The following is a 16658-nucleotide window of genomic DNA, read 5'->3' as shown; positions in this document are numbered from 1 at the left end:
ACGCTCATCGATGACTCACCGCCCCCGTGAATCCTCGATGACGTGACGTTGAACCTCCGCCTCGCGGCGGCCCTCTGCGTGGCGCTGTCCCTGTGCGCGCTGCTGGCGGTACCCGGCAACTTCCCGGCCCTCGGCGGCGACGCGCGCCTCACCCTCGCCGTGTTCGCCCTGGCGACCTGCGCCTGGATCGGCACGCCGATCGACGACACGTACATCGCGCTGGGCGCCGGTCTCGCGCTGACCGCGACCGGTGTGATCAGCAGCGACACCCTCTTCGGCACCCTCGGTGACGACACGGTGTGGCTGCTGATCTGCGCTTTCGTGCTGGCGGCGGCGGTGGCCCGGACCGGGCTCGCCGGGCGGGCGGCGGCGTTCTTGGTGGGCGGGGCGCGCAGCGTACGGCAGTTGGTGCACCTGACGACGGCCGCGCTGGTCGTCACCGCGTTCGCGGTGCCGGCCACGTCGGGGCGGGCGGCGCTCGCGCTGCCGGTGTTCCTCGCCCTCGCCAAGGCCCTCGCGGACCGCAAGCGGCTGGTGGTGATGCTGGCGCTGCTGTTCCCGACGGTGATCCTGCTGTCGGCGGTGGCGACCCTGATCGGCGCGGGCGCGCACCTGATCACCGTGTCGGTGCTGTGGGAGGCGACCGGGGACCGGATCGGCTTCACCCAGTGGCTGCTGCTCGGGCTGCCGCTGGCGGTGGCCTCCTCCCATCTGGCCGCCGAGACCGTGCTGCTGACGACCACTCGGCGCGCGGACCGCAAGGGCCCGGTGCACATCACCGCCGAGGAGATACAGCGGCACGCCGAGGACCCGGTCACCGGCCCCTGGACGCAGGCGGAGAAGCGCTGCGCCCTGCTGCTGGCCACGGTGGTGGCACTGTGGTGCAGCGAGCCCCTGCACCACGTCCCGCCCGCGGTGGTGGCGCTGATCGGCGCCGTCGTCGCCTCCTCCCCCGCGCTCGGCACCGTACGCCTCAAGGACGCGCTGAAGACCGTGCCGTGGTCGCTGCTGCTGTTCATGGCGGCGACCATGGCGATGGGCGTCGCGCTCGCCGACTCCGGGGCGGCGAAGTGGCTGGTGTCCGGGCTGCCCGCGGACGTGACGCCGGCCGTTTTCCTCGGGGTCGTGGTCGCGGTGAGCACGGCGGCCCACCTGGTCCTCCAGTCCCGCTCGGCCCGCTCCTCCGTCCTGGTGCCGCTGGTGATCGCCGCGGCCGTGGGCGCGGGCGTCAACCCGGTCGCCGCCGCGCTCGCCTCCACCGCCGCGGCCGGCTTCTGCCACACGCTCCCGGCCTCCGCCAAGCCGGTCACGCTCTTCTCCGACATCCCCGGCACCCCCACCTACACCCCGCGCGACCTGCTGCGGCTGTCCGCCGTCCTGGCACCGCTGACCGCCGCGCTCGTGCTGTTCTTCGCCGCCGCGGTCTGGCCGCTGCTCGGCGTACCCGTGACCCGTTAAGGAGCCTCCTGTGCCGAACGTACCGAACGCACCGAACGTCCTGAACCGGGTCGCCGTGGCCCCCAGCGGCTTCAAGGAGTCCCTGTCCGCCCAGGCCGCCGCCGACGCCATCGCGGCGGGCGTCCGCCGGGTGCTGCCGGACGCCGAGATCGACCGCATCCCGCTCGTCGACGGCGGCGAGGGCACCGCCTGCGCGCTGGCCGCCGCGACCGGCGGGCGGCTGGTCGCGCTGGCCGCCACCGGCCCGGTCGGCGAACCGGTCGGCACTCACTTCGCACTGCTCGGCGGCCAGGACACGGCGGTGGTGGAGATGGCGGCCGTCGCGGGCCTGTCCCTGGTCCCCCGCGCCCTGCGCGATCCGGGCGCCACCACCACGTACGGCGTCGGCGAGCTGATCCGCGCCGCGCTCGACACCGGCGTACGGCGCATCCTGATCGGCTGCGGCGACTCGGGTACGTCCGACGGGGGCGCGGGGGCGCTCCAGGCGCTCGGCGCCCGGCTGCTGGACGCGGACGGCTTCGAACTCCCGCACGGCGGACGGGAACTGGTCCGCCTCGCCCGCATCGATCCGGCAGGCCTCGACCCCCGCCTGAAGGACACCGAGCTGCTGGTCGCCTGCAACCCGTTCAACGTGCTGTGCGGGGAGCGGGGCGTGGCGCGGGTGTTCGGCCCGCAGAAGGGGGCGACGCCCGCGCAGGTCGAGGAGTTGTCGGCCGGGCTGGAGAACTGGGCGCGCGTCCTCACCCGCGACCTGGGTGTGATCGGCGCCGACCTGCGCACGGGCCCCGGTACCGGCGCCTCCGGCGGGCTGGGCGCGGGTCTGGCCGCCGTCGGGGCCCGGCTGCTGCCCCGCTTCGACGTCCTCCTCGACCACCTCGACCTGGACGCCCGGCTGGCCCGCGCCGACCTCGTGCTCACCGCCGAGGGCGCCCTCGACCACCAGACGCCGCGCGGCAAGGTCCCGGCCGAGGTGGCCCGGCGTGCCAAGCTGCACGGCCGTCCCGTCCTGGCGCTGGCCGGCACGCTCGGCGAGGGCGCGCACGAGGTGCCCGGGGTGGACGCCTTCCACGGCATCATGCCGGCGCCGATGGCGTTGGCGGACGCGCTGGTGCGCGCCGCGGAACTCCTCACGGACGCCACCGAGCGGGCCCTGCGGATGGTCCTGCTCGGCTCGCGGCTGCCGGGCCGGGCGGCTCAGACCGTGGAGGTCCCGGCGGCGGTGTCGGCGGTGGACGTGTCGGGCACGCAACGGCCGTCCTCGGTGCGGTAGTTCCAGCGGGCGCCGTCGCTCACCAGCTCCTTGACGGCGTCCACGAACCGCTCGACGTGCTCGTCCGGGGTGCCGGCGCCGAAGCTGACGCGGATGGCGTTGAGGGACTTCTCGCCGGGCGCCGCCTCGGGGGCGCCGCACTCGCCCTGCGTCTCGGGGTCGCTGCCGAGCAGGGTGCGCACCAGCGGGTGGGCGCAGAAGAGACCGTCGCGCACGCCGATGCCGTACTCGGCGGAGAGCGCGGCGGCGAAGTGGGAGCTGTTCCAGCCCTCGACGACGAAGGAGAGCACGCCGACGCGGGGGGCGTCGTCGCCGAAGAGGGACAGCACCCGCACCTCGGGCACCTCGGCGAGCCCTTCACGCACCTTCCCGATCAGGTACTCCTCGCGCGCGACCAGTGTGTCGAACCCGGCCTCGGTGAGCGCCTTGCAGGCGGAGGCGATCGCGTAGGCGCCGATGACGTTGGGCGAGCCCGCCTCGTGCCGGGCGGCGCTGTCGTGCCACCGCACGTCCACGCCGCCGTCGGCGCGCCGGGAGACGCTGCGGCTGGCGCCGCCGCCCGCGAGGTACGGCTCCGCCTCGCGCAGCCAGTCGGCGCGGCCGGCCAGCACGCCGGAGCCGAAGGGGGCGTACAGCTTGTGCCCGGAGAAGGCGACCCAGTCCACGTCCAGGTCGGCCACCGAGACGGGGTGGTGCGGGGCGAGCTGGGCGGCGTCGAGCACGATCCGGGCGCCGTGGGCGTGCGCGGCGGCGGCCAGTTCCCGCACCGGCCACAGCTCGCCGGTGACGTTGGAGGCGCCGGTGACGCAGACCAGCGCGGGTCCGTAGGGCTCACGGGCGGCGAGGGCGCGCTCCAGGGTCTCGACGGCCTGCGCCGGGGTGCGCGGGGCGTCGAGGTAGGTCACGTCCGCGTCCCGCCAGGGCAGCAGCGAGGCATGGTGCTCGGTCTCGAAGACGAAGACCCGGCAGCCGGCCGGCAGCGCGGCGGCGAGCAGGTTGAGGGAGTCGGTGGTGGACCGGGTGAAGACCACCTGGTCGGTGTCCCGACAGCCGAGGAACTCGGTGACGGACCTGCGGGCGTTCTCGAACAGGTCGGTCGACAGCTGCGACAGGTACCCGGCCCCGCGGTGCACGCTGCCGTAGTAGGGGGCGTAGGCCGCCACGTCGTCCCAGACCCGCTGGAGGGCGGGCGCGCTGGCGGCGTAGTCGAGCGCGGCGTAGGTGACCTCTCCGCCGGTGACGAGCGGGACGGTGACATCGCGGCCGAGAACGGGCAGCGGGGTGGCGACAGCGGTGGGTACGGACATGGCGGACTCCCGTGAGGACCAGCGCGCAGCAGGGCGCTGTGAAAGAGAAGAAGGTGTGTGCGGAAGCGGGGCTCTGCGGCCCTATCGCATTCGCTGGTTCACGGAAGACTCCCTCGGACGACCCAGGACCCCTGGTTTCGCGAGGGGTCCGCGCTTGCCGTGAACCTTGCTGTCCACGGCCTGGTCTTCACCCGGGGCACCCCGCCACGGACGGAGGGTTGCCGGACAGTCGGCCGGGGCCTCATGACTGTCACTCATGACCTGTCGAAAAACCTATGGGAAGTGATCGGCGCCCCGCAACCCGAGTCCGGATCGCGGGACGCACGTCACACGTCGCACGGAGACGGCGGGCTACGCGTTGGTCGCCGCCACCCAGCGCTCCAGGGCCCTCCTGGCCGCGCCGGAGTCGATCGACTCGGCGGCCCGGTCCATGCCGGCCCGGATCTGGTCGGTGAGCGGGCCGTCGCCGGGCTCCAGGGCCACCAGGGCCGCCGCGGAGTTCAGCAGCACCGCGTCCCGCACGGGGCCCCTCTCGCCGGCCAGCAGGCGGCGGGCGACGTCGGCGTTGTAGGAGGCGTCGGCGCCGCGCAGCGCCTCGACCGGGACCAGTTCGAGGCCGACGTCCCGCGGGTCGAAGGTCTCCTCGGTCACCCGGCCGTCCCGCACGACCCAGACGCGCGAGGTGGCGGTCGTGGTCAGCTCGTCGAGGCCGTCGTCGCCGCGGAAGACCAGGGAGGAGTGCCCGCGTTCGGCGAAGACACCGGCGATGATCGGCGCCATCCGGGCGTGCGCGACGCCGATCGCCTGGGACTTCACGCCCGCCGGGTTGGTCAGCGGGCCCAGGAAGTTGAAGACCGTGCGGATGCCGAGCTGGCCGCGGGCCGCCGCCACGTGGCGCAGCGCGGGGTGGAACTTCACGGCGAAGCAGAAGGTGATGCCGGCCTCCTCGGCGACCTCCGCCACCCGCTTCGGCGTCAGCTCCAGATTGACGCCCAGCTTCTCCAGGACGTCGGAGGCCCCCGACGCCGAGGAGGCGGCCCGGTTGCCGTGCTTGACGACCTTGGCGCCGGTGCCGGCCACCACGATCGCCGACATGGTGGAGATGTTGACGGTCTTCGCGCCGTCGCCGCCGGTGCCGACGATGTCGACCGTCCGCCCCGGTACCTCGATCACGTTGGCGTGCGCGTACATGGTGCGGACGAGACCGGAGATCTCCTCGACGGTCTCCCCCTTGAAGCGGAGGCCGACCGCGAAGCCGGCGATCTGCGCGTCGGTCGCCTCGCCGCGCATGATCACGTCCAGCGCCCAGGCGGTCTCGTCGGCGGTCAGGTCCCGGCCGTCGGCCAGTCCGTTCAGCAGGGCGGGCCAGGAGCGGCCCGCCGCGGTGTCGCCTCCAGCGGGGGTCAAAGCGCTCATGAGCCGCTCCTGAATCGTGTGCATGACGGAAAGAAGGTGTGCTCCCACCCTATCCAGCCCCGGGCACGGCGAAGGGCCCCGTCCGCGGAACGGACGGGGCCCTTCGACCGTGGTGTGGCGACGCTGGAGGGTCAGTGGTGGCCGTGGCCGCTCGTGATCTCCTTGTACTCCTCGACGGTCGGCTTCGGAATCTGCGACTCCTCGCCGTAGTACGACTTGCTGAGCTTGGCGCGCAGCTTGTCCGTGCGCTTCACCTTGCGCCGGACGCCGTTCTCGTCGACCGTCGGGCCGATCTCGGCCGGCTTGTACTGCTCGTGGGCCGTGAGCGTGTGCAGCTGCTCCTGGCTGAGCGGCTCGTGCACCTCGATGAACTCACCGTGCGGCAGGCGCTTGATGATGCCGGACTCGCGCCCATGCAGCACCTTCTCCTTGTCCCGGCGCTGGAGGCCGAGGCAGATCCGCTTGGTGATCACGAAGGCGATGACCGGGCCGACGAAGAACCCGATGCGGACGAACCAGGTGACCGCGTTGATCGACAGGTGGAAGTGCGTGGCGACGATGTCGTTGCCACCACCGATCAGCATGATCATGTACGCGGTGACCCAGGCGACACCGAAGGCCGTACGGGTCGGGGCGTTGCGCGGGCGGTCCAGGATGTGGTGCTCGCGCTTGTCCCCGGTCACCCACGACTCGATGAACGGGTAGAGGGCGATGACCGCGAGGAAGATACCGAAGATCACCAGCGGGATGAACACACCCAGGACCAGTGTGTGGCCCCAGAAGTTGATCTCCCAGCCCGGCATGGCGCGGACCAGACCCTCGGCGAAGCCCATGTACCAGTCCGGCTGGGCGCCGGTGGACACCATGTCCGGCCGGTAGGGGCCGATGCTCCAGATCGGGTTGACCGAGGCGATGCCGGCGATGGCCGCGATGACACCGAAGACCAGGAAGAAGAAGCCTCCCGCCTTCGCCATGTACACCGGCAGCAGCGGCATGCCGACCACGTTCTTGTTGGTCTTGCCGGGACCCGCGAACTGTGTGTGCTTGTGGTAGAAGACCAGGATCAGGTGGCCGACCACGAGACCGAGCATGATGCCCGGCAGCAGCAGGATGTGGATCGAGTAGAACCGGGCGACGAAGTCGGTCCCGGGGAACTCCCCGCCGAACAGGAACATCGAGATGTACGTGCCGACGATCGGCACGGACAGGATCGCGCCCTGGGTGAAGCGGACACCGGTGCCGGAGAGCAGGTCGTCCGGGAGCGAGTAACCGGTGAAGCCGGTGAACATGCCGAGGACGAACAGCAGGAAGCCGAACAGCCAGTTGATCTCACGCGGCTTGCGGAACGCGCCGGTGAAGAAGACGCGCATCATGTGCACGAACATGCCGGCGAGGAAGATGATCGCCGCCCAGTGGTGGATCTGCCGGATCAGCAGACCGCCGCGCACCTCGAAGCTGATGTCGAGCGTCGACTTGTACGCCTCACTCATCAGCTGTCCCTGCATCGGGACGTACGCGCCGTGGTACTCCACCTCGTTCATCGACGGGTGGAAGAACAGCGTCAGGTACACACCCGTGAGGATGATGATGATGAAGCTGTAGAGGCAGATCTCACCGAGCATGAAGGACCAGTGGTCCGGGAAGATCTTGCGCATGTTGGCCTTGGCCAGGGAGTAGATCCCGAGCCGGCCGTCGGCCCAGTCGGCGACGCGTTCGCCGGCCGGGGCCTTCCCGCGAGAGCGGGGTGATTCGTTGGCTGCAGTACTCATCCGCGCTCCCAGAATGCAGGACCGACGGGCTCCGCGAAGTCGCTGAGCGCCTCGAGGTAGCCCTCGTCGTTCACGCCGATGCGCAGCTGTGGCAGCGGGTGACCGGCGGGACCGAAGATCACCCGGGCACCGTCGGCGAGGTCGAAGGTGGACTGGTGGCAGGGGCACAGCGCGTGGTGCGTCTGCTGCTCGTACAGCGAGATCGGGCAACCGACGTGGGTGCAGATCTTCGAGTACGCCACGATGCCCTCGTGGGACCACTCGAGCTCCTGCTTGTCCTTGATGGCCTCCGGCTCCAGCCGGATGAGCATCAGGGCCGCCTTGGCGATCTCGTTCTGGAAGCCGTGGTCGTGCTCGTCCAGGCCCTCGGGCTTGGCGAAGGTGAGCGAACCGACCGCGATGTCCGACGGACGCATCGGCTCGTTCGTGTTCATGTTGACGATCAGCTTGCCCTTGGACCACAGCGTGTGGCGCAGCTTGGTCCCGGGCAGCGGGCCGAGGTCGCGCAGCAGGACGACGCCGGAGAGCGGCACCAGGGTGAGCGCGCCCAGCATCGTGTTGCGGATCAGCTTGCGCCGGCCGATCACCGACTCCTTGGCGCCCTGCTTGAAGTCCGCGTGGACCTTGGCACGGGTCTCGGGAGACGCCTCGATCGGGTGCCGCTCGTCGGCGACCTCCTCGTCGGACATCAGGGTGCGCGCCCAGTGGACGGCGCCCGCGCCGATGGCGAACAGCGCCACGCCCAGGGTCAGGCCCAGCGCGAGGTTCATCGCGTTGACGTGCCCGATCGGCCAGACGTAGATCGACTTGTCGTGCGGGATCGCGACGAACGAGGCGATGAAGCCGATGGTCGCCAGCATCGAGACCGTGAACATCAGGGCGACCGTGCGCTCGGACCGCTTGGCGGCCCGCTCGTCGATGTCCTGGATGCGGTGCTCGTGGGGCGGCAGGCCCGGGTCCGCGAACGGGTTCTTGTCGTCCGCGGGCTTCGGCGCGTGGGCGCCGCCGTGCTCGGCGGGCAGGTTCTCTTCTGGAATGTCTTGGCTACTCATGACTTCTTGGCCTTTGCGGTCCGAGCGGCGACCCACACGGCGACGGCGATGCAGCCGCCGAGGCCGAAGATCCAGCCGAAGAGGCCCTCACTGACCGGTCCGAGACCGCCGAGCGAGAGACCGCCGGGGTTCACGGTGTCGTCCGAGTTGACCGCGTCCAGGTAGGCGATGATGTCCTTCTTGTTCTGCTCCGTCAGCGTGCTGTCGGGGAAGGAGGGCATGTTCTGCGGGCCGGTCTGCATGGCCTCGTAGATGTGCTTGGGATCGACGTCCTCGAGGCTCGGCGCGTACTTGCCGTGCGTCAGCGCGCCGCCCTTGCCGGTGAAGTTGTGGCACTGCGCGCAGTTGTTGCGGAACAGCTCACCGCCCTTGGCGATGTCCGCGCCCTGCGGGCCGTACTTCTCCTCCGACGGGATGGCCGGACCGGCACCCAGCGAGGCGACGAAGGCCGCGAGCTGGTCGATCTCCGCCTGGGAGTAGATCACCTTCTTGCGCGGGACCTGCGCGCCCGGCTGCTGGGCCGGCATGCGGCCGGTGCCCACCTGGAAGTCGACGGCCGCGGCGCCCACGCCGACCAGGCTCGGACCGTCGGTGGTGCCCTGACCTCCGGTGCCGTGGCAGCTGGCACAGCCGACGGCGTAGAGCTTCTTGCCCTCTTCGATGGCGAGGGACTGGGCGGTTTCATCGGCCTGCGCCTTGTCCGCGGGTGCGAACGCGGCGTACAGCCCCCCTGTGCATGCCAGCGCGAGGAGTAGGACGACGAGCGCCGCCAGCGGGTGGCGTCGTCGTGCGGAGAGCTTTTTCACGGATTACCCCGGTGTCAGGATCTTCTGCGTCGATGCTTCTGGTATTGCGCGGGTGCGTGCCGCGACTACTTGATCATGTAGATCGTGGCGAAGAGGCCGATCCAGACGACATCGACGAAGTGCCAGTAGTAGGACACGACGATGGCGGCGGTCGCCTGCTCGTGAGTGAACCTCCGGGCCGCGTAGGTGCGGCCGAGGACCAGCAGGAAGGCGATGAGGCCGCCCGTCACGTGCAGTCCGTGGAAGCCGGTGGTCAGGTAGAACACCGAGCCGTACGGGTCCGACGAGAGCGAGAGGCCCTCGTGCTTGACCAGCTCGGTGTACTCGAACACCTGACCGCCGATGAAGATCGCACCCATCACGAAGGTGACGATGAACCACATCCTGAGCTTCTTCACGTCACCGCGCTCGGCCGCGAACACGCCGAGCTGGCAGGTGAGGGAGGAGAGCACCAGGATCGTGGTGTTCGTCGCGGAGAACGGGAAGTTCAGCGCGTCGGCCTTCTCGGACCAGAAGTCCGGGCCGGTCACCGATCGCAGGGTGAAGTACATCGCGAAGAGGGCCGCGAAGAACATCAGCTCGGAACTCAACCAGATGATGGTTCCGACGCTGGTGAGGTTCGGCCGGTTGACCGACGGGTGCGCGTGCCCGGTTTCTACTGTCGTTGCTGTCGCCACGACCGACATTATGTCGGTCGCTTATCCCGCCCTCACCCCGGGGGGTGCCGTTCGGTGTGTTCCCCCCGTCTGTACTGCCCGTATGGCCCATCGAACGGCCCGTCGAAGCCGTGTCCGAACCAGTGTTGACGGGCCGTGGGAGGGAGTAGCATCCGGCGCGACGGGCTACGACTGTTTCACTGCGTATCGGAGGAAGCATGCAGCCGACCGCCACGGTGCTGGTCTACAGCGACGACTCCAACACCCGCGAGCAGGTGCGGCTGGCGACCGGTCGCCGGCCCGCCCCGGACGTGCCCGTGGTCGAGTTCGTGGAGTGCGCGACTCCGGCCGCCGTGATCAAGGAGCTGGACAAGGGCGGCATCGACGTCTGCGTGCTGGACGGCGAGGCCGTGCCGATGGGCGGCATGGGGCTGTGCCGGCAGATCAAGGACGAGGTGTTCCGGTGCCCGCCGGTGCTGTTGCTGATCGCGCGGCCGCAGGACGCGTGGCTGGCGACGTGGAGCCGGGCGGAGGCGGCTGTGGCGTTGCCTGTGGAGCCCGTTGAGTTCGCGGGTGCGCTGGCTTCTCTGCTGCGGCAGAGGAGGCTGCAGAGCGCCTAGGAGCTCGGTCCTTCACGTTGTCCGGCGGCTGCGGGCCGGTGGGGGTTGATCGCGCAGTTCCCCGCGCCCCTGTCGGGGCGCTACACAACCGTTGGCCGCAGCCTGGCCGTGTCCTGGTTTGCTGTGCCTCCCGTGCCGCCCGTGAGGGCGCTGCCCGTGGTCCATTTGGTCCAGTCCAGGTTCCAGTCGCCGAAGCCGTTGCCGAAGGGCTCCATCATGTCGCCGCCCGAGTTCACGACCTCGACGAGGTCGCCCTCCTGGACGGCGCCGAAGAACCACTCCGCGTTGGCGGTGCTCATGCCGACGCAGCCGTGGCTGACGTTGGCGGAGCCCTGGGAGCCGACGGACCAGGGGGCGGCGTGCACGTACTCGCCGCTCCAGGTGACCCGGGTGGCGAAGTAGACGGGCAGGTCGTACGACTCCGAGGAGCCCTCGGCGATGCCGACGGTGCTGCTGCGCATGCGTACGAAGGGTTCCTTGCCCAGGACGACCTTGACGCCGTTGCGGGTCTCGAACCCGGGCTTGCCGGTGGTGACGGGGATCTGCCGGATCGCCTCGCCGTCCCGGTAGACCGTCAGTGTGTGGGCGGCGGCGTCGGTGACGGCCACGACGCGGTCGTCCGTGGTGATGGTCAGGGGCTTCGCGGTGCCGCCCCACATCCGGTCGCCGACCTTGATGCCGTCGAGGGTGCTGCTGACCTGGATGGTGGCGTGGGCGGGCCAGTACTCCTTGGGCCGGTAGTGGAGCTTCTTGTCGTCCACCCAGTACCAGGCTCCCTCCACCGCGGGCGTGGACCGCACCTTCAGGGCGCGCTCCACTATGGCCCGCTGGGCCGGGTCCGCGACCGGCTGGCTCAGCTCCGCGGTGACGGGCTGGCCGACGCCGTACGCGCCCGCCTCGGGCCCGAAGGAGACGTCCAGGGTCTTCTTGGCGCTGGGCCTGCCGGTCTCGAAGGTGAGGACCTTGCGGCCAGGAGCGCCGTCGCCGTCCTCGGTGCTCACGCGGACCGTGTAGCGGGCGTTGGCGGCCAGTGGTGAGGTGCTGTGCCAGCGGGTCCCGTCGGCGGAGAGTTCGCCCGCCACGTAGCGTCCCGCCGCGTCCACGGCCGTGACGTCCGTGATGCGCCCGTCGGCGCCCTCGGCGACGACCTCCAGGGGCTTGTCCGGGTCGGCCTTCTTCCCGGCGTCCGTGGGGCCGTTGAAGGAGATCTGGCCGGCCGCGTCGTAGGGCGCGGCGGACAGGGGGTGCTCGTCGTCGCCGCCGCTGGTGCAGGCGGTGACGCTCGCGCCGAGGGCGATCACCAGCAGGGTGCAGCCGACGACCGTACGCCCCCGCGCCTGGAAGTGAACCGTCTTGTTCATGTCCTCACGCTAGGGAGCAACGTCAACGGCGGCACGGCGGGTAAGCCGGACGAGTGAGGAGAGGTGCGGCAGACGAAGGGGCCCGGACGCTCCTGGCGGAGTGTCCGGGCCCCTCGGCGCGCGGCGCGTGCTACTGGGTGCGGTTCTCACCGCGGTAGTACTCGAAGACCCAGCCGAACAGGCCGATGAGGATGACCGGGGCCGAGAAGTACATCAGCCACCAGCCCAGCGCGATGCTCAGGAAGGCGAGCGCCCCGCCGATACCGAGCGCCAGCGGCTGCCAGCTGTGCGGGCTGAAGAACCCGACCTCGCCGGCCTCGTCCGCGACGTCCGCTTCCTTGTTGTCCTGGGCACCGGCGTCGACCCGCCTGGCCGTGAAGGCCAGGTAGAAGCCGATCATGAGGGCCAGGCCGAAGGCCAGGAAGAGGGCCGTGGTGCCGGCCGGCTCCATCGACCAGTAGCCGTAGACGATCGCGACGGCCAGGATGAAGACGCTCAGCCAGATGAAGAGCTGTCCCTGGATCTTCACTTGCCGGCCTCCTTGCCGCCGGCGAGGGTCTTCTCACCGTGACCGACGTTCTCGAGCTGGTCGATCGCCGAGACCTCCGGGTGGTGCAGGTCGAAGGCGGGGGATTCACTGCGGATGCGCGGCAGGGTGAGGAAGTTGTGCCGCGGCGGCGGGCAGGAGGTCGCCCACTCCAGCGAACGGCCGTAGCCCCACGGGTCGTCCACGTTGACCGGCTTGCCGTACTTGGCCGTCTTCCAGATGTTGTAGAAGAACGGCAGCAGGGACATGCCGAGCAGGAACGAGCTGATCGTCGAGATCGTGTTCAGCGCGGTGAAGCCGTCGGCGTCCAGGTAGTCGGCGTACCGGCGCGGCATGCCCTCGGCACCGAGCCAGTGCTGGACCAGGAAGGTGCCGTGGAAGCCGATGAACAGCGTCCAGAAGGTGATCTTGCCCAGGCGCTCGTCCAGCAGCTTGCCGGTGAACTTCGGCCACCAGAAGTGGAAGCCGGCGAACATCGCGAACACCACGGTGCCGAACACCACGTAGTGGAAGTGCGCCACCACGAAGTACGAGTCCGAGACGTGGAAGTCCAGCGGCGGCGAGGCCAGGATGACACCGGTCAGACCACCGAAGAGGAAGGTGATCAGGAAGCCGGTGGACCACAGCATCGGTGTCTCGAAGCTGAGTGAACCCTTCCACATGGTGCCGATCCAGTTGAAGAACTTCACACCGGTCGGGACCGCGATCAGGAAGGTCATGAAGGAGAAGAACGGCAACAGCACGCCGCCCGTGACGTACATGTGGTGCGCCCACACCGTCACCGACAGACCGGCGATGGCGATCGTCGCGGCGATCAGACCCATGTAGCCGAAGATCGGCTTCCGGGAGAACACCGGGATGATCTCACTGACGATGCCGAAGAACGGCAGCGCGATGATGTACACCTCTGGATGCCCGAAGAACCAGAACAGGTGTTGCCACAGCAACGCTCCGCCGTTGGCCGAGTCGAAGATGTGCGCACCGAACTTGCGGTCCGCCTCGAGCGCGAACAGGGCCGCGGCCAGGACCGGGAAGGCCAGCAGGACCAGCACACCGGTCAGCAGCACGTTCCAGGTGAAGATCGGCATGCGGAACATGGTCATGCCGGGCGCGCGCATGCAGATGATCGTGGTGATGAAGTTGACCGAGCCGAGGATCGTGCCGAAGCCGGAGAAGGCCAGACCCATGATCCACAGGTCACCGCCGATGCCCGGCGAGTGCACCGCGTCGGACAGCGGCGAGTAGGCGAACCAGCCGAAGTCGGCCGCGCCCTGCGGCGTCAGGAAGCCGCCCACCGCGATCAGCGAGCCGAAGAGGTACAGCCAGTAGGCGAACATGTTCAGCCGCGGGAACGCCACGTCCGGCGCGCCGATCTGCAGCGGCATGATCCAGTTCGCGAAGCCGGAGAACAGCGGCGTCGCGAACATCAGCAGCATGATCGTGCCGTGCATCGTGAACGACTGGTTGAACTGCTCGTTCGACATGATCTGCAGGCCCGGGCGGGCCAGCTCGGCGCGCATGAGCAGCGCCATCACGCCGCCGATCACGAAGAACGCGAACGACGTCACCAGGTACAGCGTGCCGATCGTCTTGTGGTCGGTGGTCGTCAGCCACTTCACCACGATCTCGCCACGCCTCTGGCGCCGGACCGGCAGTTCGTCCTCGTAGTGGGACCCTGCCGCGGCACCCTGGGGTTCATTGAGGATGCTCACAGGTTGTTCGTCTCCCGGTTCTTCTCGTGGCTCGTCTGCGCGATGCCGGCGGGAACGTAACCGGTCTGCCCCTTCTTAGCGAGGTCCTGAAGGTGCTGCTCGTAGCGCTCCGGGGAGACGACCTTCACGTTGAACAGCATCCGGGAGTGGTCCACGCCGCACAGTTCGGCGCACTTGCCCATGAAGGTGCCCTCCTTGTTGGGGGTCACCTCGAAGGCGTTGGTGTGGCCCGGGATGACGTCCTGCTTCATGAGGAACGGCACCACCCAGAAGGAGTGGATGACGTCACGCGAGGTCAGGACGAAGCGGACCGTCTTGCCCTTGGGGAGCCAGAGGGTCGGGCCGGGGTTGCCGTTCTGCGGGTTCCTCGTGCCCGGGACACCGCAGTCGTAGACGCCGCCGGCGTTCGCCGGGAAGTCTGCCTTGAAGCGGTCCGGGATGGCGGCCAGTTCCTTGGAGGTCTTGGCGTCGCCGGTGGAACCCTCGACGTTCTGGATGTGGTTGAAGCACCAGCTCCACTGGAAGCCGACCACGTTGACCGTGAGGTCGGGCTTCTTCTTCAGGCTCATGAGCTCGGACTCGTCGCGGGCGGTGAAGTAGAACAGCACCGAGACGATGACGAGCGGAACGATGGTGTACAGCGCCTCGATGGGCAGGTTGTACCTGTTCTGCGGAGGAACCTCGACCTTGGTGCGGCTGCGCCGATGGAAGAAGCAACTCCACAGGATCAGGCCCCACACCAGCACGCCGGTGGCCAGCGCGGCTGCCCAGGAGCCCTGCCACAGGGAGAGGATCCGCGGAGCCTCTTCCGTGGTTGGGGTGGGCATGCCGAGGCGGGGGAAGTCCTCGTATGTGCAACCGGTGGCGGTCGCCAGGACCAGGCCCGCGGTCAGTGCCTGCAGCAGCTTCCGCCGCATCGGGCGCCGCGGCGAGCGGTCGGAGCCGTTGGGACTCACGTAGCGCCTTCCCGAGAGTCTCGCCCGCGCTGTTCGGCTGCGGCCTTCTCGCTGGTCGGTCGCCGCCCTGCGTCGGGCAGGGGTTTGATGTTTATGCGGACCAAACCCTAGCCGACGCTCTCCGAGGGTTCGCGGGGAGGGTGGCATACGCGCCGGGGGGCACCCTGAAAGGGTGGGGCGGGGCGCCTATGGGGGGTGCGAGCTGGGGGTTCGTCGGCGGCTGACGGTGCGTTGTGGCTTGTCGCGCAGTTCCCCGCGCCCCTGGTCGGCGCTTCCCTGCCGGACGTCATAGCGTTGCTGTGTGGCCTACTTTGACGCTGCTTCCGCTGTTCCGCTTCATCCTGTTGCCCGGCAGGCCCTTCAGGCCTCCCTCGACGAAGGGTGGGCCGATCCCGCGCGGCTGTACCGGGAAGGGCGGCGGGCGCGGATGCTGCTCGATGCTGCCCGGGAGGCGGCCGCGGAGGCCGTGGGGTGCCGGGCGGACGAGTTGGTGTTCACCCCTTCGGGGACGCGGGCGGTCCATTCGGGGGTCGCCGGGGCGCTGGCCGGGCGGCGTCGTGCCGGGTCCCACCTGATCGTGTCAGCGGTCGAACACTCCTCCGTACTGCACGCGGCCGAGGTGCACGAGGCCGGCGGCGGGTCGGTCACGCGGGTTCCCGTGGACCGGACGGGCGCCGTGGACCCCGCGGCGTACGCAGATGCCCTGCGCGACGGCACCGCGCTGGCCTGCCTCCAGTCGGCCAACCACGAGGTGGGCACCGAGCAGCCGGTGGCGGAGGTGGCCGAGGCCTGCCGGGCGGCGGGCGTGCCGCTGCTGGTGGACGCGGCGCAGTCGCTGGGGTGGGGGAAGGTCGCGGGTGACTGGTCGCTGCTCGCGGGCAGCGCGCACAAGTGGGGCGGGCCGTCCGGGGTCGGGCTGCTCGTCGTACGCAAAGGGGTGCGGTTCGCGCCGCAAGGGCCGGGGGACGAGCGGGAGTCGGGGCGGGCGCCCGGTTTCGAGAACCTCCCGGCGATCGTGGCCGCGGCGGCGTCGCTGCGAGCGGTGCGCGCCGAGGCGGCCGCGGAGGCGGCCCGGCTGCGGGAGCTGACGGAGCGGATCCGGGCCCGGGTGCCGGGTCTGGTGCCGGACGTGGAGGTGGTCGGCGATCCGGAGCGCCGGCTGCCCGGCGTCGTCACCTTCTCCTGTCTCTATGTCGACGGGGAGACTTTGCTGCACGAGCTCGACCGTGCGGGCTTCTCGGTCTCCTCCGGGTCGTCCTGCACCAGCAGCACCCTGGCACCGAGCCACGTCCTGAAGGCGATGGGGGTGCTCAGCGAGGGCAACGTCCGGGTGTCCCTGCCGCCGGGGGCACCGGCCGAGGACGTCGAGCGGTTCCTGGAGGTACTGCCGGGCACGGTGGCCGCGGTGCGGGAGAAGCTCGGGGCGCCGGCGGCCACGGAGGCCGCCCCGCGGACCGGGGGCGACCTCGTCGTGGACGCGATCGGCCGGCGCTGCCCCATCCCGGTGATCGAACTCGCCAAGGTCATCGGCGACGTCCCCGTCGGCGCCACGGTCCGCGTCCTCTCCGACGACGAGGCCGCCCGCCTGGACATCCCGGCCTGGTGCGAGATGCGGGGGCAGGAGTACGTGGGCGAGGAGGAGGCAGTGAAGGGAACGGCTTACCTGGTCCGCCGGATCAGGTGAGGCTCATAGGGGCGCGGGGCTGTGTCGATTTGCGGCTCCGCCGC

14 protein-coding genes and 1 riboswitch are annotated in these 16658 nt (G+C 70.1%); of the genes, 4 read left to right on the top strand and 10 right to left on the bottom strand.

The window, feature by feature from the left end; translation table 11 throughout:
* Positions 1–42 precede the first annotated feature (42 nt).
* Positions 43–1458: an SLC13 family permease gene (locus tag KUM03_RS28420; RefSeq protein ID WP_217252738.1), complete on the top strand. Its 1416-nt coding sequence runs from the start codon at positions 43–45 to the stop codon at positions 1456–1458.
* A 10-nt stretch (positions 1459–1468) separates the two neighbouring features.
* A complete protein-coding gene (locus KUM03_RS28415; protein ID WP_217252735.1) occupies positions 1469–2728 on the top strand; it encodes a glycerate kinase in 1260 nt (419 codons plus the stop codon).
* Here the strand turns inward: KUM03_RS28415 and KUM03_RS28410 are convergent.
* From KUM03_RS28410 to KUM03_RS28385, 6 genes are all read right to left on the bottom strand, one after another.
* Complete coding sequence (locus KUM03_RS28410; RefSeq protein WP_217252733.1) at positions 2653–4035, bottom strand: aminotransferase class V-fold PLP-dependent enzyme; 1383 nt, start codon at positions 4033–4035, stop codon at positions 2653–2655. The two genes, KUM03_RS28415 and KUM03_RS28410, sit on opposite strands and share 76 nt — an antisense overlap.
* A gap of 145 nt (positions 4036–4180) precedes the next feature.
* A riboswitch (SAM riboswitch) is annotated at positions 4181–4297 on the bottom strand.
* An 89-nt stretch (positions 4298–4386) separates the two neighbouring features.
* The gene (gene trpD / locus KUM03_RS28405) at positions 4387–5451 is read right to left on the bottom strand and encodes an anthranilate phosphoribosyltransferase (protein WP_217252730.1); all 1065 of its coding nucleotides are present in this window, start codon (positions 5449–5451) and stop codon (positions 4387–4389) included.
* Positions 5452–5582: 131 nt separating this feature from the next.
* A complete protein-coding gene (locus KUM03_RS28400) occupies positions 5583–7220 on the bottom strand; it encodes a cytochrome bc complex cytochrome b subunit (RefSeq protein WP_217252728.1) in 1638 nt (545 codons plus the stop codon).
* Positions 7217–8272: a ubiquinol-cytochrome c reductase iron-sulfur subunit gene (locus tag KUM03_RS28395; protein ID WP_217252725.1), complete on the bottom strand. Its 1056-nt coding sequence runs from the start codon at positions 8270–8272 to the stop codon at positions 7217–7219. Before KUM03_RS28395 ends, KUM03_RS28400 begins: the two co-directional genes overlap by 4 nt.
* Positions 8269–9078, bottom strand: coding sequence for a c-type cytochrome (locus KUM03_RS28390; RefSeq protein ID WP_073722154.1), 810 nt, complete (start codon positions 9076–9078; stop codon positions 8269–8271). The genes KUM03_RS28395 and KUM03_RS28390 overlap by 4 nt, the downstream gene beginning before the upstream one ends.
* A gap of 65 nt (positions 9079–9143) precedes the next feature.
* Positions 9144–9764 (bottom strand): heme-copper oxidase subunit III, encoded by a 621-nt coding sequence (locus tag KUM03_RS28385; RefSeq protein WP_029393865.1) that lies wholly within the window; start codon positions 9762–9764, stop codon positions 9144–9146.
* A 188-nt stretch (positions 9765–9952) separates the two neighbouring features.
* Between KUM03_RS28385 and KUM03_RS28380 the strand changes: the two genes are divergently transcribed.
* Positions 9953–10354 (top strand): hypothetical protein, encoded by a 402-nt coding sequence (locus KUM03_RS28380; RefSeq protein WP_217252722.1) that lies wholly within the window; start codon positions 9953–9955, stop codon positions 10352–10354.
* A gap of 80 nt (positions 10355–10434) precedes the next feature.
* On the opposite strand, the gene KUM03_RS28375 is transcribed toward KUM03_RS28380, so the two are convergent.
* From KUM03_RS28375 to coxB, 4 genes are all read right to left on the bottom strand, one after another.
* Positions 10435–11715, bottom strand: coding sequence for an Ig-like domain-containing protein (locus KUM03_RS28375; RefSeq protein WP_217252720.1), 1281 nt, complete (start codon positions 11713–11715; stop codon positions 10435–10437).
* Positions 11716–11845: 130 nt separating this feature from the next.
* Positions 11846–12244 carry a cytochrome c oxidase subunit 4 gene (locus tag KUM03_RS28370; protein ID WP_217252717.1) on the bottom strand — a complete coding sequence of 133 codons (399 nt, stop codon included), beginning with the start codon at positions 12242–12244 and terminating at the stop codon, positions 11846–11848.
* On the bottom strand, positions 12241–13974 hold the full coding sequence (gene ctaD / locus KUM03_RS28365) for a cytochrome c oxidase subunit I (protein ID WP_217252716.1): 1734 nt from the start codon (positions 13972–13974) through the stop codon (positions 12241–12243). Before ctaD ends, KUM03_RS28370 begins: the two co-directional genes overlap by 4 nt.
* Positions 13971–14930, bottom strand: coding sequence for a cytochrome c oxidase subunit II (gene coxB, locus KUM03_RS28360; RefSeq protein WP_217252714.1), 960 nt, complete (start codon positions 14928–14930; stop codon positions 13971–13973). Before coxB ends, ctaD begins: the two co-directional genes overlap by 4 nt.
* 301 nt (positions 14931–15231) lie before the next feature.
* On the opposite strand from coxB, the gene KUM03_RS28355 reads away from it, so the two are divergent.
* Complete coding sequence (locus KUM03_RS28355; protein WP_217252712.1) at positions 15232–16614, top strand: cysteine desulfurase/sulfurtransferase TusA family protein; 1383 nt, start codon at positions 15232–15234, stop codon at positions 16612–16614.
* Positions 16615–16658: the final 44 nt, after the last annotated feature.

Origin of the sequence: Streptomyces sp. AC602_WCS936 (assembly GCF_019049125.1) — a bacterium.
Taxonomy (GTDB): domain Bacteria; phylum Actinomycetota; class Actinomycetes; order Streptomycetales; family Streptomycetaceae; genus Streptomyces.
The sequence above is the reverse complement of the archived record's forward strand: the minus strand, read 5'-3'. Positions and strand labels throughout refer to the sequence as shown.